Origin of the sequence: Vibrio tubiashii ATCC 19109, assembly GCF_000772105.1 — a bacterium.
Lineage (GTDB): Bacteria > Pseudomonadota > Gammaproteobacteria > Enterobacterales > Vibrionaceae > Vibrio > Vibrio tubiashii.
In genome coordinates this window covers 29,892-51,523 of sequence record NZ_CP009357.1, presented here as the reverse complement: position 1 = coordinate 51,523, position 21,632 = coordinate 29,892, and the positions used below count along the sequence as shown (strand labels likewise).

Sequence of the window (21,632 nt, the reverse complement as noted above, 5' to 3'; positions counted from 1 at the left end):
GTTGAGGTAGTCAGGCTTGTTTCAGTCGGCTGAAGGCAAGTGCCTGGTCTATCAGACCAAAGCCACTGGCATCCCTTTTCAACTGATCCGCCCAATCAACACCTTTTTCATCGGTATCGAGAATCGGCGTTGGAGGTAACAGGTCGATAACGCGAATACCTTTAGGCGCTAAATTTGCCCGAAGAATTTCCGCCGCATTCTCCCCTGCTTTGTTTCTGTCTTTATCCACAAAATTCAGAATCGTATGCACGCCCTTTGGAGGAACGAACGATTGAAGTATTGTGTTGGACAGGCCCGGCCAAACGGGAAACTGCTTAGCCTGGTATACCGCGAGCGCAGTTTCCAGACCTTCAGAGACTCCCAAGTAACCGTTTTGTGGTGCAAACAACCGAATATGCCGCCCCTTACTGCGTTGATTCACAGAAGGCGTCATCTTCTTAGGCTTATGAGTTTTGCCGAGATTTACCTTCAATCCACCTTTAGTGATGAACGTCCGATGTATCGCGACTGGCTCTCCCTCGTTATTGCGCACCAGAGACAGGACTGCTCCGAACTTACCAAGAACGTTGCCCTGTTTGTCTTTGTAGTTAAGACAAGGATGAAACCGCACATCGTTGGCAGACAATGCAGCAGTATTCACCCAACGGTAGCTGAAGTAGGCCCGAGCTGGATAAGCTGAAAGATCGGTCAAAGGCAATGCCTCTTTCCAAATCCTGTTCAGCCACTTGCGTAGACCCTCTTCATCTACAGGCTTAGGCTTTGGTAGATATTTCGGTCCAGCCTCGACAGGTTTATCACCCAACCAGGCTTCAAGTTCATCGTAGACCTTGGTAAAGGACCAATCATTTACCCACATGAGCATATCGATCCCTTCCGGGATAATACGCCATGACTGTTTTACTCCACCGCCTGTGTAGTTGGCGTCTTTGAAAAGCCTAAAACCGTCCGTTCCACCTTCAACCGGGCAAGGTACATTCGTACCGAGGTTGTCGATGGCCTGATCCAGTGCTGGCGCGAGTGCTTTGAAAGCAGCAAGCCAACGGCCTTCCATTCGGCGCTTCATTTCAGTTGAGTTTCGTTTCTTCATAGGTATCTCCCTCTGACAGTTTCACCAAATTTTTCAGTTCCACTGTCAGCCAGTGAAACAAAGGGGCGAGGCCCCTTTATCAATGCACGGAATGAACGACTCGCTTGTACGGTACCCATTGCTCCATAACAAACTGATAGAACAGCTCTGTTACTCGCTCCGGGGTATAAACCGTGATTTGGCGAACCGGTGTACCGCGTGCATTTACCTGCTGATGTTTAATTACATTTTGTTGAGTATTAGACATGGTGTTTACCTTTCGTTGAGTGAGGGACACACCATGCCCATAGGGACACAGTGTTTATGTCCCAGGTTTGGGTTGAGTTAGCTCATGAACTTGCGTTTGTAGTAACGCAGCCAATCAAGCATCTTGTCGGGATCGACTCCACAAGCGAGGCAGCATTGGTTGAACGAGAACGGCAGCTCCCGATCTTCCGAAATAATCCACTCCCAGGCTTCATCAGATGGCTTACGTTTCTGGCCACCACGACTTTCACCAAAGGCAGATTTCACTGACTCGATTAGTAGGTTTTCCCGAAGGTACGGAATATCTTCATCGGTAAGGATCTTCTCCAGGTCACCCTCGAACTTTGTGTCGTTCTCAAGCGCCTCAAGCAAGTCCATCAATGACAGTTGCTCCATAGTGGACCTCCCGGTGTAGCGGGAAGACACACCTCACCCGTGCGGGGGAGATGTATCCCCGCAGGGTGTTGAGCGAAGCCATTAGTGCAGGTCGAGGAATTGGCCAGCAATCGTGAAAAGCGCTTTTTGAAGCTCCTTCACATCGTTGATCACAGACCACTTCTCGAAGTACTGACTAACCGCAGTTGAGCCGATACCAATTGCATAGGTATCAACGTGACCAGCAACAAGGTCGTTCAAATATCGAACTGCTCCCCCATTATTTGGGGCACCATCAGTGATGATGATGAGCACCTTGCGCTGACGCTTACTCGCCACTAACTCTCTGGCGGCATACAACATGGCTTCTGCCAATGGTGTACCGCCACTTGAGCAAACAGCGAATCGTCCCAGACCAGCACGAACAGGCTGACCACGATGCAGTATCGGACTGACCTCTCCACCAATACCCGGAAACATCGACGCAGCGATGTCACACTTCGGGATAGTGGATACAGCCAATGCCAAGGACACCGTGGCTTGATTTGCGACTTCCTGAATTCGATTCATGGAACCGCTGCAATCAAGCAGCACATGAACCGCAGTGTCAGGTCGTTGCATCTCCTCTCGCTGGATAAACACCCGCGAGTCGCCGGTTGGCAGTCTGGCCAGGCGTTTGCCGTCTACCCGCTTGCCTCTGGTATGTAACCATTGCTTTTGACGGGTTTGGGCTTGCAGCAGACCGAGCAGGCGCGACCGAATAGTTGAAGAGGCAAGAATGCCGGTTTTCAAACTACTGGTATCACCATGATTTCTGGCATCACTCCCCACGCTGGACGTATCAATGGCCACACGTTCTCCATCGTTGTCTTCACGGGCTTGATCTGCCAATTGCTCTCGTAGCTGCCCAACGGCATCCTCTGGCAGATTGGTCTCGTTAATGAGCCGCTCATGCAAAGAAGCACCGTTGCCACCTTGAGGTTGACCCTGATCACCGGACGAATCCGATGCACCTTGGGCCGACGATGACTGGTTTCCTGACCCAGTATCCTGAGCCTGGTTGCCGTTGCCATCACTGTCTGCGCTGGACTGCTGTGAGTCTCCTGTCCCCTGGTTAGCATCACCACCGTTCGATGAGTCTGCCTTTCCCGGTTGAGGTTGTGATTCGCCGTCACCACTTCCACCCGATCCACCAGCTTGTTGGCTTTGATCACCTTGCGATGAATCGCTGCTTTGCTGCTGTTGTTCCTGGTTTTGTTGCTGTTGGCGTTCCTCTTCTTCAGCATCCTTCAATGCCTTGAGTATGGCTCTCGCCAACTTCAGGCAGTCGTCGCTACAGGTTAAGTTGTCCAAGTGTTTTCCAAGCAAGCCATCCAAACGGACGAAAAAACCTACCGGAAATGTCTGTTCAACCACCCGTTGGCTTGACTCCGCCAGCGGAGTTGAAGCGTCCCGATGCAGCACCTCCGATCGCAAGCGATGTAAGAGGTACTGAAACAACTGCGTTGCTTCATTGTCTTCAGGCGTCGCGGGAGGACTCATGCCCTGCTCCACGATATAGCTCCACATGGCATTCAGCGTAAACTGAGTACCAGGAAACACTTCCTGAATGAGACGCTCGATCCTGATGTCCTCGATGAGGTTGGTACAGGATTTCTCCATCGGACTCTTACACTTTTTCAAGGTGTTGAAATCCGATGATCGAACGTGCGCAGCTTCGTGAGCGAGATAGCCAAACAACACTTCTCTCAACTCACTCATAGCGTTCAGCAAAGGCAAGTAAATGGTCTCGCCATCGGTGTATGCGTCCGTGCCAGACAGCACAACATTGACACCGAACTGTTCGCCATAGGCAGCCGCAACAATAGGTAGAGCCCTTTCCAGGGCGGTTTGCAGTTTGTTCATACGAACCTCCCTAGAAGTAAGCCCCAGCCGTTATGGTGTGCGTTGTCACAGCCGCAGGTTGGGTTGATTTTGGTATGGTTGGCGCAGGTCCAGACGAGCTGGAAACCGTTACCGACCGTTTCATACCCTCTATGAGCTTGCTTACTGAAAATTGCCCATCAATGATTCGTTCAAGCTTGTCGCTGTCAGAACACATTGAAAGGAAGGTAAGCACTTGCCCAAATGTCGGGTGGTCCTGGTCAATCATTTCCATCGGAATGGCTTTTTGCAGAGCAAAAAACTCATTAAGTACCTTCAGAATGCGACCATTACCGAACGACAAGGTATCGAGTTTCTTGATAAGAGGATCGAGCTGCTCAGAGAGGTTCTTACCGCTGATTGACCGTTTCCGGTCCAACATGCGATCAGACATCTGTTTGCAGGTTAAACCCACCTCATGCAAGATCTGGTTCGCCACTTCATTTTCGTCAGGCTCGAAGCCTTCGAGTGGCTGTAGCTTGTAAAGCTTGATGGAGAATTCAAACGACTTTGACACCGTTTCCCGGTCAGGAACCTGGTCACGAATGATGTGTGCAAATTCGTCGTTCTCCGCGATCCACGCTTCTTTGTTCCGGTCGAAATCAGCAAGAAATACCTGCAACTCCGAATAGAACATTTCCTTGATGTCTTCGAGTTTGGCCAAAAGACCTTCTACAACATCATCGGGAACGGCAAAGCCGCCCATGAAACGTGTACCTTCAGCTAAACAAGCTCTTTCCGCCGCTTTACGCTTACTCATTAAAGGGTCGAGCGCCTTTGGTGGAAATATCTTCTTTCTGCCCAAATCGAGCAGTTTTTCTGGCGGCATTTTGCCGTCAGCGCCTAAGTGAATGTCGCTGTCTCGGGAGGCCTTTTTCTCTCCGCCCCAGCAGCGCATTTTCAAATGGACGAGTGTGGTCCCACGGATAAATTCCATGTGTATCTCCTTGTAGAGAAAGTGGTTGAGTTAGCTAGTTACCTAGCGAGATTGAGTGTTTGGCCCAAAGGCCAGAGGAGGTTGAGAGTAGGACGGTTGCCCATCCAGGTTGGCGACAGTCAGAAAAACGCGGCCTTTGTCTCTGTACGGATAACCGTCAGATCAATCGGAGCGTCAATACATCCCATCGCAATTGCTAATGGCTTGATGCCAGTTACTGAGGTGTAGTGAGAAAGGTTATGCTGTCCGGCTACGCCATCAACATATTCCTTCCAATCACCACTTGTCCGGTTACCAAACCATCCGTTGTGTTCAAACAACCCAATGGCATAGGAACGAACATAGTCCTCAATGTCCGCAAACCTCTCAGGGAGAAGCTCACTTCCATCATTAGCAATCTGCATGATTTCCGTAGATAACGGAGATCCTGCAACATCATTTAGGTAACGGCGTAGACCAAACAACAACAGAAGGGCCAAAGGCCCCTCCGTGTAGTCAGCACCACCGCTCTTTTTTCCGGCATATAAAGCTTTGTAAGTCGGGAGCTGAATTAACCGCTCTAACTCCTCATTGCTATGCTCGGAAACCAGTTGAATAGTGATATTCAGATAGTCACGAATCACATTCACAGGAACCTGATTGGACACCCGGTACCACAAGGCATCTGGTAACTCTTCGGATTCTTCAGTTGCCTGAAGAAAAGGAACAACCACGTTGTTTTCAACATCGATAGTGACGTTTTCCACTTCGCGATAACCCTTATCCAGCTTGCTTTGCATTAAAGCTGACCACGTTTTGTAGCCAACTTTCTTGCTTTGAAGCTTGGTTCCGCGTCTACCAAACCAAACGGTGTGCGAGTTATCCGCATTCGCTACTTTGTTGATAGCCCAGATCTTATCGGAGCTGCCATCCTGGTAATGAAGTACGACAAATTCATTGCTCATGCTGCCTCTCCCTGTTGCCAGGTTGAGCCAAACACGTCTCTAGCAATTTGCTCGATCGCAATCTTCTGTTCAGGTTCAGCCTTTGCAAGCAATGACTGATTCAAAGCATAAGCGAGCGCGTTAGGCGCATTGCGAAACACCAGGGTTAACTTTGCCCATCGGCACAAGGCACGAGTAGACATAGTAATGGTCAACGGCGTAGCCGATTCCTCTCCACCAATGAACAGCCTCCGGATCTGGTTCGCAACGCGAATCATATTCCGACGGATCTCTTCGGGAAGTTCTGGTGTTTTCTTTTGGAGGATCATCATTTCGACATCCTCGGTTGGATAATCAACTTCGACCACCCTGAATCGATCCATAAAGGCAATATCCAATTGGTTAACGCCTTGATACAGCCCGGTACTGTCTCCAGATCCCATGCTGTTGCCATTGGCAATGAATCGAAAGTTTTCATGTGCGCGAATCACCTCTCCTCCATTGGTTGCAATAACCAAGGGATGCCCTTCAAGGACATCATGCAGACCAGCAAGCTGACCAGGATCGGCACGGTCAATCTCGTTCAATATGAACAAGTGACCTTCACGCATGGCAACGGCTAAGGGTCCATGCAGGAATTGCATGGTGCCGTTGACCAGTTTCCAGGTACCAACCAGATCATCAAATTCCATACGACTGTGAGCCGTGAAGGACTGAACTGGCCAGCAAAGCCGAGCGGCTACCTGGTAGGGCAAGGTTGTTTTACCGGCACCGTAGTGACCAGAGAAATACAAACCATCGCCATCGGGGTCATCCAGAAAACTCAGGATGTCGCGCAAGGTTTCCCGACGAAACACATAGCCATCATCGCGGTTAGGCACATGAGGGTTCTGTGTGTCAGCAAAGCCTGCTGTGATGACCTCAGCGGGTACATCAAGGTTGAAAGTAGTGCGAACAGCTAAAGCTTGATCACGATGTGTCATGGATGTGCTCCTATTACATTGTGTTGAGGTATAAGTCACCCCAGCCAGAAGCACACCGACCACCCAGTAGGTGATGATGGCCTACTGGCGTGGTAAGACTTTAAATGTTGAGTAGGGATATACAGCCGCAGCCGTCGTGTCCGTTTCAATATCCGGAATAGACACTTATTTTGTCGTGCAAGCACGATCAAAATTCTGTGAAGACGATTTCGCCTTTCTTATAGCCACTCCGTTTCCAGAATGGACATAAGGAAGGCAGATACTCAGCGTATCTGCCTCGCCTCACATAGAGTAGTAAGGCGCAATACAAGATGCAGATTCTGATGACAGGCTGCATCTCTATGCATGTATTGCCCACTTCCTTCGGAGCCGCCATTAAGCAGCCGACCGAAATATGAAACCATTCTCTGTGCTGTAGATTTCTTCAATGATTTCATCTTTAGCAACTTTCATCTGGTAGTCGTGATAGATACATATTCCATGACGCTTTGTGCGCACCACGGTCATATGGCAACCGCCGCATTCTGACATTTTGTCGGCTTGCGCGATCGCAACCGAAACGGCGGATTCTATTCGAGCACCAGCAACTGATTGCTGTACTTGTTCTTCAGTCATTACGAAATGTGTCATAGCGAATCTCCTAAATTTGATTGAATTTGAAGCCCACAGGCTCCCTAAAACGCTCTCAGCGAAAACGCTTTAGGGAAGCCTGCGAACCTCGCCTCCAATCAGGAGTACCCGCTATGTTTGGCTCCCTTGCTTACGGGCAAGAAAGCCGGAATTCTTGTCTGGTGTCCGATGGTGGACAAGTCAAATATTTGTACCCTGGGGCTACAAGCTCCCCAGGGCATCACACTTAAATTCACATATCAGAAGTAAGCAGATTTCACCGTAGTCACAACCTCACCAACATCCGTATTAACGAGTTCATCTTCAGACCTGCTGAAGCGAGACTCCTCACGAGACGCTTTGCGGTAGGACTCCAGTTCATCGGTTAGGTCTTTATCTGGGAACGTGTCCTTCAGATAAGCGCCATAATCGATACTGCCCTTCTTCATGAATCGGGTAACTTTCACGCCACCAATGTCCGCCTGCATAAACGGACCCATCAACGTGATCATTGCCTTCTGAATCCCCTTCTGCTCTTTTTCAAGAACTTTCAGTTCATCTTTAAGTGCTTGTATGCGATGGTGCTGCGTGCGCCATGCATCAGCATACGCATCCCACTTGAACAGCTGATCTCCAGATTCCGGTATATACCAGTCTCTTTCAGGATCAGTCTCAGGGGGCGTATTGGTTACTACGTGCTCCCAAAAGAGCTTTGCCGCCTCAAGGATTTCATTCTCCCTTTCAGGTGTTAACGTGACAGAAAAATCCAGGTCCTGACCGCCTTCTTTGTAAAAAATCAGGCGACCGGTTGTCGTCCCTGCAACCGCACATTGAGCATGGACTTGCGCCTCATACAATTTATACGTACTGGACTCGACACCTTTCTTTTCGATGTCATCCCACACCGATTCACTGGGGGCCTTGAACTCAAATGGTTGCATTGCTGAATCAAGCCCATCAAAGCTCGCACGCAACACATCCCATCGAGCGCATTCCCCACAGAGCGGAAGCAGAACCTCACCATAACGACCTTCGGCCAATTGGCGAGCTTCATCTTCAAGGCGAACACCACGTTTTACATTGGGGTTGTTGGATATATCAGGAGCATTAATACGCCCGACTTTTTCCGCCCAAAGTTGCCAACGTGTCTTGTATGGACTGAGCCCAAGGATGATCGGAATATCCGATGCCGTAACTCCCTTAGACCGCCATTGCAACCACTCGTCTGAACGCTGATTAAGATCAACTACTTTCATATTTGACATTACTGATTCCTCTAAATAGAGGTAATGCCATCTCCACTGGAGTAAGCATTACCCCAGTGGGTTGAGTGATAGATTGGTTAATCTCAGGCTGTTAAGGCTTGAGACTGAAGAGCTTTTGTCAGTGTTTTGGTTGAAGCACTGTCAGGTGTACTGCTGACCAGTTGACGACACAGTTGTGCGAACAGGTTTGCGTACAGCTCTGTGGGTAAATCAGCTACCGGGAAAGAAGGGCTTTGGTTCGCTCGCGCTTGCTCAGCCTTATAAATTCCGATGACACACCAGTAATCCGCTTTATCAGCTTCAGTATCTGGAATGTGCTGACCAGCGTGGACAGGGCAGATTTTGAAGGACTCAAAATCACGAAGCTGATCCACATTGTTGAAGTAGAACAGAGTTGTTCTGTAGTTAGAGTTGGAAGTGATCATTGCTATTCCTTGTAAAAAAAAGGGGCAATGCACCTCCACTGGAGTAAGCATCACCCCAGCAGGTTGAGTGTTAGTTGAAATTAGGCGTTAACGATTTTCTGCTCGTGCATTTTCGCTTCAGACTCAGCCTTGGCCTTATCCAGTTCGCTATATGCAAAAGACAGTTCAGCAGGATTCTTGATCCGGCTTTCCATTAACTCCCGACACGCTTCAAAAGCATTTTGCTTAACCGCACGGTCTACCAGTTGTTTCACGGTATTCTGTACAGTAAGCGGTACTTCATCACGACTCGGCGGAGGTGGTAACATTCCTACGGTTGCCATATCTTTCGACAGGACGGCGAGGCCTTCTCCATTTTCCTCATTGAGGATCTGAAGGGCTTTAGCCAGTCGAGGCGTAGACTTGGGCCACCATTTGGAAGCACGCTTCACTACCGATTTCAGTTGCATCTGATCTTCCCAATCGACCCAAGGGCCAAGACCTTTTTTGAAGGCCTCTGAGACATCCCGAATCTTGTCCATGTCCGCTTTGGACATAGGCTCGACCAAGACACCACCAGAAGGAAGTTCCGCGATACAGTAGCCACCTCGAACGGCTCCTCTTTCCGTAGAAAAAGGGTCGCAGAAGTGGTCTGGTTTCTCGGCTGGACCTTTGTAGGTGAACTGATCTTTCTCATAGACAAGTTCAGCCTTGGCCCAGCGAATTGCACCCGTTTCAACACCGATAGTGATTAATCCCCGGTAGGAAATGTCGAGCATCACTTTCGGGTCTTCGTTCTTGCGTAATCGTCGCGGTACCAGATAGGCCAGACCCTGGTTAGGGTTCAGCGTCAATCCGACTGCCGCTACGTTGTACATCGCCAGACGAAGACTCGATGGGTTTTTCTTGGCGACATCCAGCAAGTAGCTGTTATTCATCAAGAGTTGGGTGGCAAAGATCTGCTCCTGAAAGAAGTCCAGACCGGAACCAGAGAATTTGTCCTTGGCGGACTCAATTGCCTGGTGCCATTGGTTAGTGGGCTTTTGCGCCACTTGGTTTTGCGGTTGATTCATAGGATTGCTCCAGGTTGCTAGTTGAGTATGTGAGGTATAATGACCCCAGGAGGTATTGAGATATGCAAACCCAAGACTACATCGTGGATGACCAAGGTAATTTCAGGTTTACAAGGGTTGGTCTCGACAATCAGGCTCCGTTACTGGCAAAAGCCGGTATCGATGCCAAAGCTATCAAGACGTATGCGGAGTACATCCAGGCAAGACAGGCGGCGAGCCCGTACTTTATGGAGTATCTGCAAGAGGAGACCGATAAACGATTGAAAGGCAAGCCTGACACATTAGAGTGGCAAGCAATACGATCCATCGCTTTTGGTACTCCGGAAGAGCAAGACCAATTGCTCGAAAAGTTAAAACGCAAACAAAGCTTTAAGCTTGTTTAGCTTCTCTTCGTGCATTAATTTCTTCGATGATTTTGGCGCGAAGCCATTTCAACGATGAAACCTGTTCTTTGTCGGTGAGCATACTGAGCATATCTTTCGACGTGTTCAGCATGTGCTGAAGTTGTTCATCGCTCGCTGTTTCCAGCCAGAAATAAACCTCTTTTCGTGAAAAGCCCATAGTCATTCTCCATAGAGAAAATGATGGGGCTTACCCTGTAGGGGAAAGTCCCCATCAGGGTGAAACAAGCGTTAAATCAGTTCCGGGCTAGAACGGAATGTCCATGTCATCGAACGAGTCGAATGATGGTCCCTGAGCCATGAACTCCTGACCGACAGCTTGTGCCATTGGTTGTGATGATTGTCGCTGAGGAGCCTGCTGTTGTGCAGGTGCAGCTTGACCATCTCGGTTGTAGTAGCGAGGCAGTTTCTTCGGAAAATCATTCACCACAATTTCAGTGGTATAACGATCGGTACCGCTTTGATCCTGCCATTTGCGCGTGCGCAATTCGCCTTCTACTTGAATGAGATCTCCAGGCTCAAGCTTGTTGTTCACATGCTCGGCGCACTGGTTGAATGAGACCAAACGGTGCCATTCAGTATGCTCATTCCAATCGCCGGTTTGCTTGTCCTTAAAGGACTTCGTTGTTGCCAACGAGTATTGCGCGACCGGCTTTTGTGTTTTGGTGTAACCCAATTGCTTTTGACCTACACGGCCAATAAGAATGACTTTCTGATACATGATGTATCTCCTATTTAGTCTGTTGTGGAGGATGTTCAATCAGTACAGGTTGGCGCTTTCCTGATTGAAGGAGGTTGTTGTTACGCATGTGCTGAAGTTCCAGCGGTGTAACAGCGAAGATCGGCTTGATCGTGACTTCTTGAGGCTTGTTCTTCATCAATCGCTTGATGAGGTGTTTGCCTGCAAAGCAGATCAACTTGAAAGCTATCTTGAAAGGCAGCTTTACCAATTTACCAGAGGCTTCCAGAGCTTTATCGCCTACGCGAAATCCAAACTCTATGGCCTGCATGGCAATAACCGACCCAAAGAAGAAAACAAACAGCGCTATGCAAAGCATAATAAGTTCCATTTGTTGTCCCCTTAGTTTGATGAAGTTTTGAAGCTATAACCGTGGTCCGTGTCGTACACGATCTCAGCAATATCATCCCTCATCAGAACAGAGAATTCCGGCAGAACCAGAACATCACCTGCTGTAGTTACGCACACTTTGAAATTGCCCATATGAGCTTTTTCATTTGCTTTTGCGATAGCCTGCTGAACATCGTTCTTAGGACTTCCGGAAAGCTGCTGATGCGCATTGAAATCGAAGTTATACATAAAGTGTCTCCAATTAATTGGTTGAGTATTTAGCCAAAACGCCGCAGCGTTCGTACCCGTTTCATGGCTAGATTGGGGGTACTTATCAGGTGCCATTGTCAAAACAACAACAGCAACAAGATTCGGAGACACACGAAGGTGGTTTAGGGCTGTTCTCTATGGACGTGCAGAGAACACGCCTAAACGCCCTGGAAAAAGGTGTGAAACGAAATGGTTGGAGTAAAAGGTGAAAACCTTGAAGGTAAAATGCTTGGCGCTTTAGGAGGTAGACTTGATGTTGATACAGCCGTGAATGCTACGGCAGAGGAAGGTTGTTCAGTTGGAGCCAAGCTTTTCAGCTCGGTGCCGTCTATGTGACTCGATAAGGCACCTTTGATTGAAATATGGACGCTATACGACCACACGATAAAAGTTACATCAAATATCCACTCTTCGCAAGGCTTTAAAGGGACCCCACCCTTTGACCCATTTATTGCGGCATTTGAGTCCTCTTCTCGTTATGTTGAACATCAATAATTATTTATTTAGTGGTGTTTTATATGACGACCAAGCGAAAAGCTGCTCTCATCCTGCTCCTTGAGGGACTGGCCAGCTCCGGATTGCAGATGATCACCATCCGCCAGACAGTACCCTTCGTTGGCAGCTCGGTGCTTTGCACTTCAATCATCATCAGTTGTTTCCTGGGTGCTCTGGCATTGGGGTACTACTGGGGCGGCCAACAGGCTTCTGAGCGGTACGCCAAGTCCCTGGTAATGAACCTGGTTGGTAGCATCGCCCTGTTTGGTATTGGGCTGTCCTACAGCTTTGTGAGCTTCTTTTTTCTGTCCATCGCAGACATCACCCACGGAATGCCCTATTTGGGCAATCCCCTGATCCACCTATTCCTGTTCAGCCTGCTTATAATGTCCCCATTGGTGTTTTTTCTTGGGCAAACCGTCCCATTACTGCTCAACACCGCAGACCACGACACCCGCAAGAGCGAAGCCACGGGCAATGCCACGGCGCTAAGTACGATTGGTAACGTGCTTGGATGTTTGATCACATCCTTGCTGCTCATGTACTTCCTTGGAGTTGGGTACTCCATTTTCATCAATTGCCTGATCCTCGCGGTATGCCTCTGTTTCTTGGTTGATTGGAACAACAGCAAAACGAAGTATGTGGTTGGTGCAACTTTATCTTTCCTGGTCATCGCGTTCACGCTGAACGTAAGAATCCCAGATCGCTTGTTCGCCGCGACTACCCCCTACTCGAATTTCTACGTTGCAGAGCATCCGGAAGGCAAGCGGTTCATCATCAATCGCAGTAGCGCCTCATTCATCGGGGAAATGGACAGAAAAGGTTGGCCGTACATTGAGATCATGAAACAGGGCATATTTTCAGATGACATGACCGGGAAGGATATTCTGGTACTCGGTGCCGGGGGCTTCACCCTCTCGGCAGAAGATACTCACGGCGCAAACTTTACCTATCTGGACGTTGACCCAAAGATCAAGCCAATTGCAGAGAAGTATTTCCTTGAGGAACCCATCAAAGGTGAATTCATAGCCCAGGACGCCAGATCCTATCTGCTTACCAGCGAAAAATTATGGGATGTTATTGTCGTGGATCTGTATACCAATGCCGCCACGATACCTATGCACACAGCCACCTTTGAGTTCTTCTCTCTGGTGAGCTCACGTCTCAAACCTGCCGGAAAAGCAGTCCTCAATATCGCAGCCAACCCCCGATTGAACGATGCCTATTCCGTGAATATGGATTTCACCGTCCGCCAGGCATTATCAAGATGCATCACCGACATCACCGGGTACCAGAACGCTCTGGTGAATATCGTTTATTTCTGCTCTAAGCGGTCGAGCATGGACAATGATGCGGTTGCTAGTTTGTATCGAGATGATACAACTAAAGTAACCGTGGACGGCTACGTTTCATCCCTGAACATCAAGAAATGGCAAAGCCGGGAAGACAATCATGGGCAATAGCAGAAAGTCAAAATGGGTGTCCGCCAGCGATGTTGGCAGGGCATCCTATTGCCCTCATTACCTGGAGCTGAAGGAAAAAGGGACCAAACCATCCCAAGAGTCTATCGAAGCCAGGGCTAAGGGAGAAGTCAGTCATGAAGCACTGAATCGTCAAGCTGAAGACCGACGCTGTTTCGTTGCAACTCATCTATACGGGAGCGACCACCCCAATACATGCCTACTGAGGGAATATCGCGACCAAAGGCTCGCTTCTCACACCACAGGCAGGGTTTTCATCACGGTTTACTATGCCATATCCCCTTACCTGGTCATCGCAGCGCGTAAATTACCCTTGATCTCCAGGTTCATGCGGTACTTGGTGGACTGGAATATTCGTCGAATCCAGGAGAGGCATGGGGATGATTGATATTCTGTTGTATGGCCTGCTTGGACTTGCTGCCGCTGCCCTTCTCTACAACTTCATCCGGCGCATTGCTAGGTCCAGAAGCGACCTTGGTATTGAAGGCAAGCTTATTTGGATGGACAAGGGCCGGTCTACAAAGCCCTTCTTTAACCAGGTCTTCGAGGTCCTGGGTAAGCCGGATCTCATGTACAGAGTACGCGGAGGCGTGTTGGCTGTTGAGTATAAAAGCCGTCGCGGCCCAGTATTTACAAGCGATGTGGTGCAAGCAAAGTGTGCCGCTCTTGCAGCGCGTGGAAACGGTTACCAGGTCACGCGGTTGCTTGTTAAGACAGCAACCTCTGAACAATACATCGAGCTGCCGCGTGCAGACAAAGCTCTATTCAATGAGATTAAGGAATACGTAATACTTACCAGGCAAGCTAAAGCCGGTGTAAGGATGAAGGCATGGCCGAATGTAGGAAAGTGCCGTGGCTGTGCATTTAAGTACGATTGCGTTCATGCCCAAAGAAAATAAACCAAACTGGCCTACTCCCGTTCCATCCGGCAGATACGAGCCGGGATTATGTGTTTCTAAGCTATCAGCGCAGCAGAAAAATTCGCTATGGCTACACCTGAAAAGCCAGCACCCTCAGAAAGCGATGGAAATTACGGAAATAATGAACGATCCCATCGTTTCATCACTCATGAGAACGTTCGATGGGTCTTTGGTGATTGAGCGTGAGTTTGTCCCCGAAAGTCTGCTATCCCTTCTTGAATGAGCGTGATCTCAAAGTATTCTCGTTAGATGTAAGGGATAACATCTTCTGGCATGACTGGTTTCTTAATAAACCGAGTAGCGCCAGCGTTCATGGCTTTCTTTTCATTCGATGATCGTGACGACATTGCAAGTACCTTCTGTAATGGATACTCTGCCTTGATTCTCGCAATGACCTTCTCCCCAGACATCACCGGCATTTCCATATCAGTGATTACAAGGTCCGGCTTAACTCTGGCGTACTCTTTAATACCCAAAGCACCATTCTCAGCCCCGTAGACTTCAAAGTGCTCTTCGCCCAATAACGCCCGAAGCGCTTTGATGATCATTTCGTTGTCGTCGATGACTAAGATGGTTTTCTTGGCCATATTCACTACCATCAATGGACAGTGGCATGGTTATAGTTCATAACGAAGCCATATGAACCACCGCCTTTCTGAAACTGAGCGCTCAACTCTCTATTGAGGTTGAGCACCAGCAAGTTGAAGGTTTCAAGCGTCATTCCATCCTGGACGTACCGGATCAAAACATCGATGTCGAGTTGATACCCAGACTCACAGTTGGCAGATACGGTATTAAGCATGACCTCCATTGATTTCTGGAGTAGGTCTTCATCAATACAGCCTGCTATATAGGTCGGTGGCATCATAAGTATTTCTCTCATCATTATTGTTAGTACATCCAGGACAACACTCAGTTAAGCTGAATCGGGTAAACCGCTTCAGTACACGTTTCAGGCTCATCTCTCAAACAGGCCTGAAAAATCACATTGGCCGCCTTGGGTATTACATCCAGCCAAGAGCTGGTATCGACAGACAGATCTTTGAATCCATGCAGCTTATCCAGAGGGATACTGGTACAACTGAGATTACTCTGGTTGTCCTGAGCATAGACACATTGAAATGACGCTGTATCAGCACACGCATGTTGAGCGGTACCCGGCAAAGAGCACTCAATGGTAAACAACTTCAGGTCCTCTTCCTGCACCTGGCCATCAGTGCTCAAATAGACATTGGCATCGTAAAGGTACTGCTCACCTGCACCAATCGTAGTGTTATCTGTATAGTAAACATCCACATTCCAGATCAAACTTACGGTATCGCCGGGACTGAAGTGATTTTCTTCTTCACCAGTGGAAGCAGCTAAGTTAAAGGCCTTTGGCTGCATTGGTTCCGGTGCAAATTCAAATACCAGCTCCGGTGGTTCACTGGGATTTAGGTTACTTGGTGCCTGCGAACCATTGCTTGACGATCCCCCCCCTCCGCCACCACAGGCAGAAAGAATAGAGGCAAGGCTGACCAGAAGTAGGAATCTTGATGTGTTCATGAGCTTCTCCATGCTTAGTTTTGTCCAACGGTATTCTACTGGAGGGACTTTTAGGAGATATAAAAAAAGGGCCACCAGCAGATGACCCTTTTCCAAAATGCTCAATTTCTACATCCTTGTGCCAGCGTGGCTGCGTTTACGGTGCGCTCAATGCCCAGACTGGAATGCTTGATTGTCCAGCAGGGATTGACCTAACTAGCTGTAGCTGTTGGCTCTTAACCAAAGGAACGATCACCTTTCCACCGAAGTCGTCCTCAGTTACGTCCTCCTTTATCAGACCATTTTTGATGCAGAGGATTCTCATGTAGTCAGAGGTAAACTCCCGCAAATGGCGCTTGGCAATCAAAAGCACCATCGTCTGAAGATGCTCGTATTCCGCCTTATTCATCTGCACCTCCGCCATTCACATTTACTTGCTGATACTGAAGAAGAATCTCTTTACCTATCTGCTCTGCTTCAATCGACTTAATTGCCCACAGTCCACGGGACAGGACGGGTTCTGCCAGATCAAGAAACGCCGGTACAAACTCCCAATCAAACGGATCTTGGTATTCGTCTTTGACGACATTGTATGCAGCCTCGACCGCTGGAGCCAATATATGGAGTACGATAGACCGCATCTCACACGCGCCGACTTCTTCCCGCTTCTGCGAATACACGTCATCGCAGTCTTTGCCGGACATACGCTCCAGTAGAGCTTCCCAGATACACATTGCTGTAAGCGCCGTTTCTTCCTCTACCGAAGAGAAGGCTGTTTGGGTATTCATTCCTGATTATCCTCCTGACCACTGCTTGAAACAGCACTGCTGCCATCAGAACCGGATATAGTGATTCTGATACTGGCTTTACCGTTCGAATCCTTCGTGGCAGCGCTTTTAAGGCGAGCAATAAGATAGGGGTTATCAATTTGCTGGTAAGTATGAGCCCCATCTTCGGTAGGGATGCAAAGCATAAGTCTTCCCCGCTCGACCGTGAGAAGGCTTATGTTCTTAATTACAATATCCATGAAAGCCACCGTTTAGTTTGAAGATGTCATCTCAAAGAAATTAAGCCGGTGCTGTTTAAGAGCTTCCCTTGCCTCCTTGACCTGACGATTAATCTCCAGTTTGTCCGATAACATATCCGCGCTTTTCATCTTATTGACCAGACGGGTTATCCTGCCTTTGAGATTGATTTCTTGTCGCTTCCACATTTGTTCGGTCATATCGATTACCTGTCAGAAAGAAAAATGGCCCCCGAAGGGGCCTACCTCACTCAACACACTCACAAGGAGCACTCAACATCTTTGTTACTTTCAATCTCTCATGTCTTTCTGAACCAGCAACCCCTTAAATCCACTTTTTTGCATTTATTCGATCAAGAGGCCTTCAGCAGTGGTATTTGCCTTTCATCATCGCGTTGATCTGTAATTGCATTGCTTCCGTCAAAATCAATTCCCAGCCTCTCCAAAGCCATCTCATGCTGCTCCAGCAGCTTGGTGGCTTCCCTCTCCTTTTCACCATCGCTGCCGTGATTCAGCCGCCACGAATTCAGTCTACTTAGGTCCATTCGACGGGTAACCGCCTCGGCCTTGTCGTACTGTTCCCAGAAACCTGTTGAACCATCCTGATCGCTCTGAGGCAACCACGCCCTATGTTTGCCGACAATGCGGTTTAATCTGTCGATAAGGTCCTTGCGTCTCGGAAAGATATGAAATGTCCCAGCTTTCGGATAAAAGCGAATGTCGAAATAGTCACTTGAACACCGTTCTCCACTGCTTAGCTCTTTGTACTTGTCGCCAAACAGGTTCACGACACCATAAGGTGTTGTGTGATGCTGCCCGTCCAGCATGGCAAACACTTTATCGAAGTCTGTAAACATCTGTTGATCATCCCATGCCAAACTGTTTGACCATGAGTAGTAGTCTCTGCGATTGGCGGGGATAATGAACCTCGTCATGAGAACGCGGTAGGCGTTGACCCTATGTTTCTGGTTTGACTTCCAACCCTGATAGTAGGCTCGGTTTTCCGGATGATACTTGCTGATCATGTCGAAAACGTCGCAGATCATTTCTATCTGAATGGTTCCTTGTTGTTCCACCAACCCTTGCAGGAAGCCGTAGATATTCTCGACCGTGAAGTCAAGGTCACAGATGGACGCAAACTCACTTTCCAAGCGTTTCTGTGCCTGACTTGAAAGTCTATCCAGGACTTCCGTTGAGCGGAGTACGGATGACCACGCCCGCTCCTTCAGCTTTAGATAGGCTTCATTCAGTTCGCTAGTTACGCTTTTTACGCAACTTTCAGAATCATGACAGTTGGTCGTTTCATCAGTAATCGAGCGTCCTAACATATTGGCGTAATAATTGGCGCGTGCGTTCGCTTTAGCCGCGCTTCTGGCAGCCTCAACAGCACATTCAAACGCAATGACCATGTTCTGTATTTTTGACTTGGGCACGACCAAATCTTTAGGTACCTCGATGTCATCGGCTCTTATTCCCTCCTCAACCTTTTCCTTCTTGAGGTTGTCTATGAACTCCGCTTTGAAATTGGATTCCTTCTCAAGATGGATAATGGCTACTTCTACCGGTGTCTTTCGCTGTGTATCCGGTGACAGGAATGCTTCAGAAACGAATTCAACAGATCCGTGCTGCTCGATGATGTCTACCAGGAAACGACGCTCTTTTGTATACGGATTGCGTATCGTCTCCGCATTCAGAATGGCCACTAACTCCCCGTGGAACAGAAGATTCCATGCGTGAAGGACATGCTGAACACCGGAAGCAAATGGCGGATTCATCAGAATATGGCTGTAAAGACAGGCTCCCCGGTATGACAAAAAATCATGGCCAACGATTCGGTATTTCTTCTCCCGAAGAATTGCCTGATTATTAAAATCAATCTCACAACAATCCACCTCAACCTTGCTGTAGCGTCCCGATGCAAGCTCATGCACCACGTCCACAAGATCTCCACGTCCAGCTTGTGGTTCCAGTAGTCGCGTGATTCTCCGGTTCTTGAACTTATTGAAGGCCTTAACTCCAAGCGATACGGGTGTAGGGTAAAACTGGTTATCCATGCTCACCCCCTTTAAAGCTGCCGCATAATGTGATCAATCATCGCCGGCCTGCCGTGATGATGGCCGATTGTTGATAGGCCAGCCTTCCAGACGGTTTCGTCAAATTGGTCGCGTGGGAGAGTACGCAGCAGATCAACAACCCCCTTCTTATCCCTGGCTTCGATAAGCTCCGATAGTGTTCTTGGGATTGTGGTTTCTAAATCAGGAAAGAGATCCATAGTCTTCGCCTCGTGAAATATATTCGCCTTTTCATCGAATATCTCACGGGTTTCCTAACTAGCAACTATCGAGGATTCGGGCGGTTTTCTATATTTTCGCTTTTTGCGGATCGACGTTAAGCTGGTCTTTTCCGATGGTCAGTTCCAGGGCGGAATCGTAATGGTCTTCAGATATTACGCCCATTCTCGTAGCAACCTGTACCATCACAGTGTCACGTCCATATTTTCTGGCAACGGCAGCAGCTCCTGGGCACTGGCAAACATCTGTAGGATGATAGTTCCCTTCCTCATCAAAGTTTCGCCCGTCCTCCCTGTAAACCGTCTTATGGCAATGAAACGTCATGTCTTGGCCGGACAATAGGCCTTCAATGATTTCCTCCCTTCTACCGGGCTCTAGGTGAATAGCGCTCTCATCATTACGGAAAGGACAATTGGCGCATGGTTTGGTCAACTTAAATTGATTTTTCATCCGTCCTCTCCTCACTCAGTACAGCAGTTGCATATTTTGATAATTCAAGATGGTTCTTGTGGATACCCTCCAGGCACCTGCACAGCACCTCATAGGACACCTTTGTTTCAACACCGTCTACTGCGTGCTGGCTTAGTATGGGTAAACGCTCCACTGCCCTCAATAAACAGACGATGTGGTCTTTTTCAATATCGCTAAGCTGCCTTCGATTGCCTACACCTGGCGGCTGAGCAATGTACTCTACCATTGCCATCTCGAAACCTCGCCGATACCCGAATTGTTAGTTGTTACTCGAATATCTCACGGGATTCTGATCCAGCAACTCATTCAAGACAGTTGTGCAAAGCCATTAAAGCCCAATGACGTACAACACCACCAGATCTTAGATACATGATGCACTGACCATTTTTAAGGGAATCTGTGTCGCCTTCTAAGGTAAATGCTTGCCCTCTCTGGTCAGCTACAAACGCCACTGTTGAAGCGATTCCCAGAGCAGCACCAGGACTGAATTGATATTGGCTGATAGTCTGGCCATTGAATGTTAATTGTATGTTGAATCGGCCATCGATGATCGGTTGGTAGCGTCCCGCATAGAAGGAGCGGTCTTGAACCAGGCGGACCAGGGAGAAAGATACCTGTTCTTGTTCTGACGCTCGCGCACCTAAACATGCGCCACTGACAAGCACCATCAAAACAAGCTGTAGCCAGCAGACCTTCACTATATGCCCTCCCTAATCCTTGGTTGATTGCCCAAAAATACTGACTTTTCACCGGAGTTGCTAGTTCAGGTTTCTGGGGTACGTTGGAATCATCAATAGGGAGATGCCGTCATGCACCAAGAGTCAATGTCCATCGTGGAAAGAGGTAATGCCGCGATTGTTAACGCCAGAAATCCAGATACCGTCGTCTTTGAATCGGGAAATGTCTACAGGCTTTACGGCAAGAAGACAGAGAACAAAGTGAAGCGGATCGGAGAACAAGATGCGCCAGATTTTGAGCATTGGGACGACTATCACTTCCAGCGCAGATATAGCTACTTGGGTGAGGTGAAAGTTGTCCGAGTAAAGCGGACGCTGAAATTGCAGTTCAACTGAGCATATTCCTTCATTCAAAACAAAGGTAGACAAATGGATAAAGACATATTGGACCGTCTATTAGCTGTACTTGCTGGACAAGCAAAAGCTTCAGATGAAGATCGCAGGAACCTTCTGCGCGTGGCCACGATGTGTGGCGTAGCTGGGTTATATGAACACTACAAAGAGGACGTTCTTGCGAAGTTCAGCATTGAGCAATTGCAGGAGATTGTTGATACCACCGAGCCTTTCCGTGGTTTCACGGTTGAACATATTTTTCACACCGCACTTTATGCGTAAGGAATCCAACATGAAAAGCCTATTTATATTTTCTTTATTAGTCGTCATCACAGCATTGACTGGCTGCAAGCCCGAAGATCTCCAGGACACTGGCGTGCTGTCCATAGAAGACTTCTACATTATCGGTAGCAATGACAATGCGCTCGACGAAATCCCAGAAATTGACCCGTATTTCAATGATGGTGAATTTCTTCTATTCATCCGACTTGGTAAGCCGGATCTAGGGTACGAGCTCACCTACTACCTTGGAAATAAACAGTCTACCCAGGACGCCACACCCATTTATCACCTGGACTGCGATGACGACGACCGGTACTGCTATGACGGCGACTACTTTACACTCAGTTGTTATTACCTACCGGACATGACAGGCCAATGCGGAAGCAATAGGTTCAATCTCTCAGAAGCCATCTTCACTCTCCCATTCAGCGGCTACATCATTGCTGAGGTCTGCCACAGAGTTCAAAACCAATGCGTGACACGCACCCAACGTGTTGTTTTTCGATAGG

Annotated in this window: 34 protein-coding genes; 7 read left to right on the top strand and 27 right to left on the bottom strand. The window is 48.4% G+C overall.

What is annotated here, in order from left to right:
- Positions 1–10: 10 nt before the first annotated feature.
- The 11 genes from IX91_RS24540 to IX91_RS24495 form a co-directional block, all read right to left on the bottom strand.
- The gene (locus tag IX91_RS24540; RefSeq protein ID WP_004748865.1) at positions 11–1,087 is read right to left on the bottom strand and encodes a DUF7146 domain-containing protein; all 1,077 of its coding nucleotides are present in this window, start codon (positions 1,085–1,087) and stop codon (positions 11–13) included.
- A 79-nt stretch (positions 1,088–1,166) separates the two neighbouring features.
- Positions 1,167–1,334, bottom strand: coding sequence for a hypothetical protein (locus IX91_RS26525; RefSeq protein WP_004748864.1), 168 nt, complete (start codon positions 1,332–1,334; stop codon positions 1,167–1,169).
- A gap of 77 nt (positions 1,335–1,411) precedes the next feature.
- The gene (locus IX91_RS24535; RefSeq protein WP_004748863.1) at positions 1,412–1,729 is read right to left on the bottom strand and encodes a hypothetical protein; all 318 of its coding nucleotides are present in this window, start codon (positions 1,727–1,729) and stop codon (positions 1,412–1,414) included.
- Between the two features lie 81 nt (positions 1,730–1,810).
- Positions 1,811–3,613 carry a cobaltochelatase CobT-related protein gene (locus IX91_RS24530; protein WP_004748862.1) on the bottom strand — a complete coding sequence of 601 codons (1,803 nt, stop codon included), beginning with the start codon at positions 3,611–3,613 and terminating at the stop codon, positions 1,811–1,813.
- Between the two features lie 10 nt (positions 3,614–3,623).
- Entirely contained in the window at positions 3,624–4,568 is a 945-nt protein-coding gene (locus tag IX91_RS24525; protein ID WP_004748861.1) for a DUF3150 domain-containing protein, read from the bottom strand.
- 119 nt (positions 4,569–4,687) lie between these two features.
- The gene (locus IX91_RS24520) at positions 4,688–5,512 is read right to left on the bottom strand and encodes a hypothetical protein (protein ID WP_004748860.1); all 825 of its coding nucleotides are present in this window, start codon (positions 5,510–5,512) and stop codon (positions 4,688–4,690) included.
- Positions 5,509–6,474, bottom strand: a complete 966-nt coding sequence (locus IX91_RS24515) for an AAA family ATPase (RefSeq protein WP_004748859.1) — start codon at positions 6,472–6,474, stop codon at positions 5,509–5,511. Before IX91_RS24515 ends, IX91_RS24520 begins: the two co-directional genes overlap by 4 nt.
- Before the next feature lie 375 nt (positions 6,475–6,849).
- Positions 6,850–7,104, bottom strand: coding sequence for a hypothetical protein (locus IX91_RS24510; RefSeq protein WP_004748858.1), 255 nt, complete (start codon positions 7,102–7,104; stop codon positions 6,850–6,852).
- A gap of 239 nt (positions 7,105–7,343) precedes the next feature.
- Entirely contained in the window at positions 7,344–8,348 is a 1,005-nt protein-coding gene (locus IX91_RS24505) for a YqaJ viral recombinase family nuclease (RefSeq protein ID WP_004748857.1), read from the bottom strand.
- An 83-nt stretch (positions 8,349–8,431) separates the two neighbouring features.
- Positions 8,432–8,773, bottom strand: a complete 342-nt coding sequence (locus IX91_RS24500) for a hypothetical protein (RefSeq protein ID WP_004748856.1) — start codon at positions 8,771–8,773, stop codon at positions 8,432–8,434.
- A gap of 80 nt (positions 8,774–8,853) precedes the next feature.
- Positions 8,854–9,825, bottom strand: coding sequence for a recombinase RecT (locus tag IX91_RS24495; protein WP_004748855.1), 972 nt, complete (start codon positions 9,823–9,825; stop codon positions 8,854–8,856).
- A 62-nt stretch (positions 9,826–9,887) separates the two neighbouring features.
- Between IX91_RS24495 and IX91_RS24490 the strand changes: the two genes are divergently transcribed.
- The gene (locus tag IX91_RS24490; protein WP_004748854.1) at positions 9,888–10,208 is read left to right on the top strand and encodes a hypothetical protein; all 321 of its coding nucleotides are present in this window, start codon (positions 9,888–9,890) and stop codon (positions 10,206–10,208) included.
- Here IX91_RS24490 and IX91_RS24485 read toward each other — a convergent pair.
- The 4 genes from IX91_RS24485 to IX91_RS24470 form a co-directional block, all read right to left on the bottom strand.
- A complete protein-coding gene (locus IX91_RS24485; protein WP_004748853.1) occupies positions 10,195–10,386 on the bottom strand; it encodes a hypothetical protein in 192 nt (63 codons plus the stop codon). The two genes, IX91_RS24490 and IX91_RS24485, sit on opposite strands and share 14 nt — an antisense overlap.
- 87 nt (positions 10,387–10,473) lie before the next feature.
- Positions 10,474–10,947 carry a single-stranded DNA-binding protein gene (gene ssb, locus IX91_RS24480; protein WP_004748852.1) on the bottom strand — a complete coding sequence of 158 codons (474 nt, stop codon included), beginning with the start codon at positions 10,945–10,947 and terminating at the stop codon, positions 10,474–10,476.
- A gap of 10 nt (positions 10,948–10,957) precedes the next feature.
- Positions 10,958–11,296, bottom strand: coding sequence for a hypothetical protein (locus IX91_RS24475; RefSeq protein ID WP_004748851.1), 339 nt, complete (start codon positions 11,294–11,296; stop codon positions 10,958–10,960).
- Between the two features lie 11 nt (positions 11,297–11,307).
- The gene (locus tag IX91_RS24470) at positions 11,308–11,640 is read right to left on the bottom strand and encodes a hypothetical protein (RefSeq protein WP_138922219.1); all 333 of its coding nucleotides are present in this window, start codon (positions 11,638–11,640) and stop codon (positions 11,308–11,310) included.
- Positions 11,641–12,083: 443 nt separating this feature from the next.
- On the opposite strand from IX91_RS24470, the gene IX91_RS24465 reads away from it, so the two are divergent.
- Genes IX91_RS24465 through IX91_RS24455 form a run of 3 tightly spaced genes read left to right on the top strand, consistent with a single transcriptional unit; the run spans position 12,084 to position 14,440 of the window.
- The gene (locus IX91_RS24465; RefSeq protein ID WP_004748848.1) at positions 12,084–13,523 is read left to right on the top strand and encodes a fused MFS/spermidine synthase; all 1,440 of its coding nucleotides are present in this window, start codon (positions 12,084–12,086) and stop codon (positions 13,521–13,523) included.
- Positions 13,513–13,929, top strand: a complete 417-nt coding sequence (locus tag IX91_RS27050) for a CFI-box-CTERM domain-containing protein (protein WP_004748847.1) — start codon at positions 13,513–13,515, stop codon at positions 13,927–13,929. Before IX91_RS24465 ends, IX91_RS27050 begins: the two co-directional genes overlap by 11 nt.
- Positions 13,922–14,440, top strand: a complete 519-nt coding sequence (locus IX91_RS24455) for a PD-(D/E)XK nuclease family protein (protein ID WP_004748846.1) — start codon at positions 13,922–13,924, stop codon at positions 14,438–14,440. Before IX91_RS27050 ends, IX91_RS24455 begins: the two co-directional genes overlap by 8 nt.
- A 266-nt stretch (positions 14,441–14,706) precedes the next feature.
- On the opposite strand, the gene IX91_RS24445 is transcribed toward IX91_RS24455, so the two are convergent.
- From IX91_RS24445 to IX91_RS24390, 12 genes are all read right to left on the bottom strand, one after another.
- Complete coding sequence (locus IX91_RS24445) at positions 14,707–15,048, bottom strand: response regulator (protein ID WP_004748844.1); 342 nt, start codon at positions 15,046–15,048, stop codon at positions 14,707–14,709.
- Between the two features lie 11 nt (positions 15,049–15,059).
- Positions 15,060–15,329: a hypothetical protein gene (locus IX91_RS24440; protein ID WP_004748843.1), complete on the bottom strand. Its 270-nt coding sequence runs from the start codon at positions 15,327–15,329 to the stop codon at positions 15,060–15,062.
- A gap of 44 nt (positions 15,330–15,373) precedes the next feature.
- Positions 15,374–16,006: a hypothetical protein gene (locus tag IX91_RS24435; protein ID WP_004748842.1), complete on the bottom strand. Its 633-nt coding sequence runs from the start codon at positions 16,004–16,006 to the stop codon at positions 15,374–15,376.
- 136 nt (positions 16,007–16,142) lie between these two features.
- Positions 16,143–16,394, bottom strand: a complete 252-nt coding sequence (locus IX91_RS24430; protein ID WP_004748841.1) for a hypothetical protein — start codon at positions 16,392–16,394, stop codon at positions 16,143–16,145.
- Entirely contained in the window at positions 16,387–16,773 is a 387-nt protein-coding gene (locus tag IX91_RS24425) for a hypothetical protein (protein WP_004748840.1), read from the bottom strand. Before IX91_RS24425 ends, IX91_RS24430 begins: the two co-directional genes overlap by 8 nt.
- Complete coding sequence (locus IX91_RS24420; RefSeq protein ID WP_138922218.1) at positions 16,770–16,958, bottom strand: hypothetical protein; 189 nt, start codon at positions 16,956–16,958, stop codon at positions 16,770–16,772. The genes IX91_RS24425 and IX91_RS24420 overlap by 4 nt, the downstream gene beginning before the upstream one ends.
- Positions 16,959–17,024: 66 nt before the next feature.
- Complete coding sequence (locus IX91_RS24415) at positions 17,025–17,210, bottom strand: hypothetical protein (protein ID WP_004748838.1); 186 nt, start codon at positions 17,208–17,210, stop codon at positions 17,025–17,027.
- A 152-nt stretch (positions 17,211–17,362) separates the two neighbouring features.
- A complete protein-coding gene (locus tag IX91_RS24410) occupies positions 17,363–19,063 on the bottom strand; it encodes a DUF4942 domain-containing protein (protein WP_004748837.1) in 1,701 nt (566 codons plus the stop codon).
- A gap of 11 nt (positions 19,064–19,074) precedes the next feature.
- Positions 19,075–19,281, bottom strand: coding sequence for a hypothetical protein (locus tag IX91_RS24405; protein WP_004748836.1), 207 nt, complete (start codon positions 19,279–19,281; stop codon positions 19,075–19,077).
- An 88-nt stretch (positions 19,282–19,369) separates the two neighbouring features.
- The gene (locus IX91_RS24400; RefSeq protein ID WP_004748835.1) at positions 19,370–19,750 is read right to left on the bottom strand and encodes a hypothetical protein; all 381 of its coding nucleotides are present in this window, start codon (positions 19,748–19,750) and stop codon (positions 19,370–19,372) included.
- A complete protein-coding gene (locus tag IX91_RS24395; RefSeq protein ID WP_004748834.1) occupies positions 19,734–20,003 on the bottom strand; it encodes a hypothetical protein in 270 nt (89 codons plus the stop codon). Before IX91_RS24395 ends, IX91_RS24400 begins: the two co-directional genes overlap by 17 nt.
- Before the next feature lie 70 nt (positions 20,004–20,073).
- Positions 20,074–20,469 carry a hypothetical protein gene (locus IX91_RS24390; protein ID WP_004748833.1) on the bottom strand — a complete coding sequence of 132 codons (396 nt, stop codon included), beginning with the start codon at positions 20,467–20,469 and terminating at the stop codon, positions 20,074–20,076.
- 111 nt (positions 20,470–20,580) lie between these two features.
- Between IX91_RS24390 and IX91_RS24385 the strand changes: the two genes are divergently transcribed.
- The 3 genes from IX91_RS24385 to IX91_RS24375 are packed head-to-tail and all read left to right on the top strand — an operon-like array spanning position 20,581 to position 21,631.
- Complete coding sequence (locus tag IX91_RS24385) at positions 20,581–20,844, top strand: hypothetical protein (RefSeq protein ID WP_004748832.1); 264 nt, start codon at positions 20,581–20,583, stop codon at positions 20,842–20,844.
- Between the two features lie 33 nt (positions 20,845–20,877).
- Complete coding sequence (locus IX91_RS24380; protein ID WP_004748831.1) at positions 20,878–21,123, top strand: hypothetical protein; 246 nt, start codon at positions 20,878–20,880, stop codon at positions 21,121–21,123.
- A gap of 10 nt (positions 21,124–21,133) precedes the next feature.
- Entirely contained in the window at positions 21,134–21,631 is a 498-nt protein-coding gene (locus IX91_RS24375) for a hypothetical protein (protein ID WP_004748830.1), read from the top strand.
- Position 21,632 lies beyond the last annotated feature (1 nt).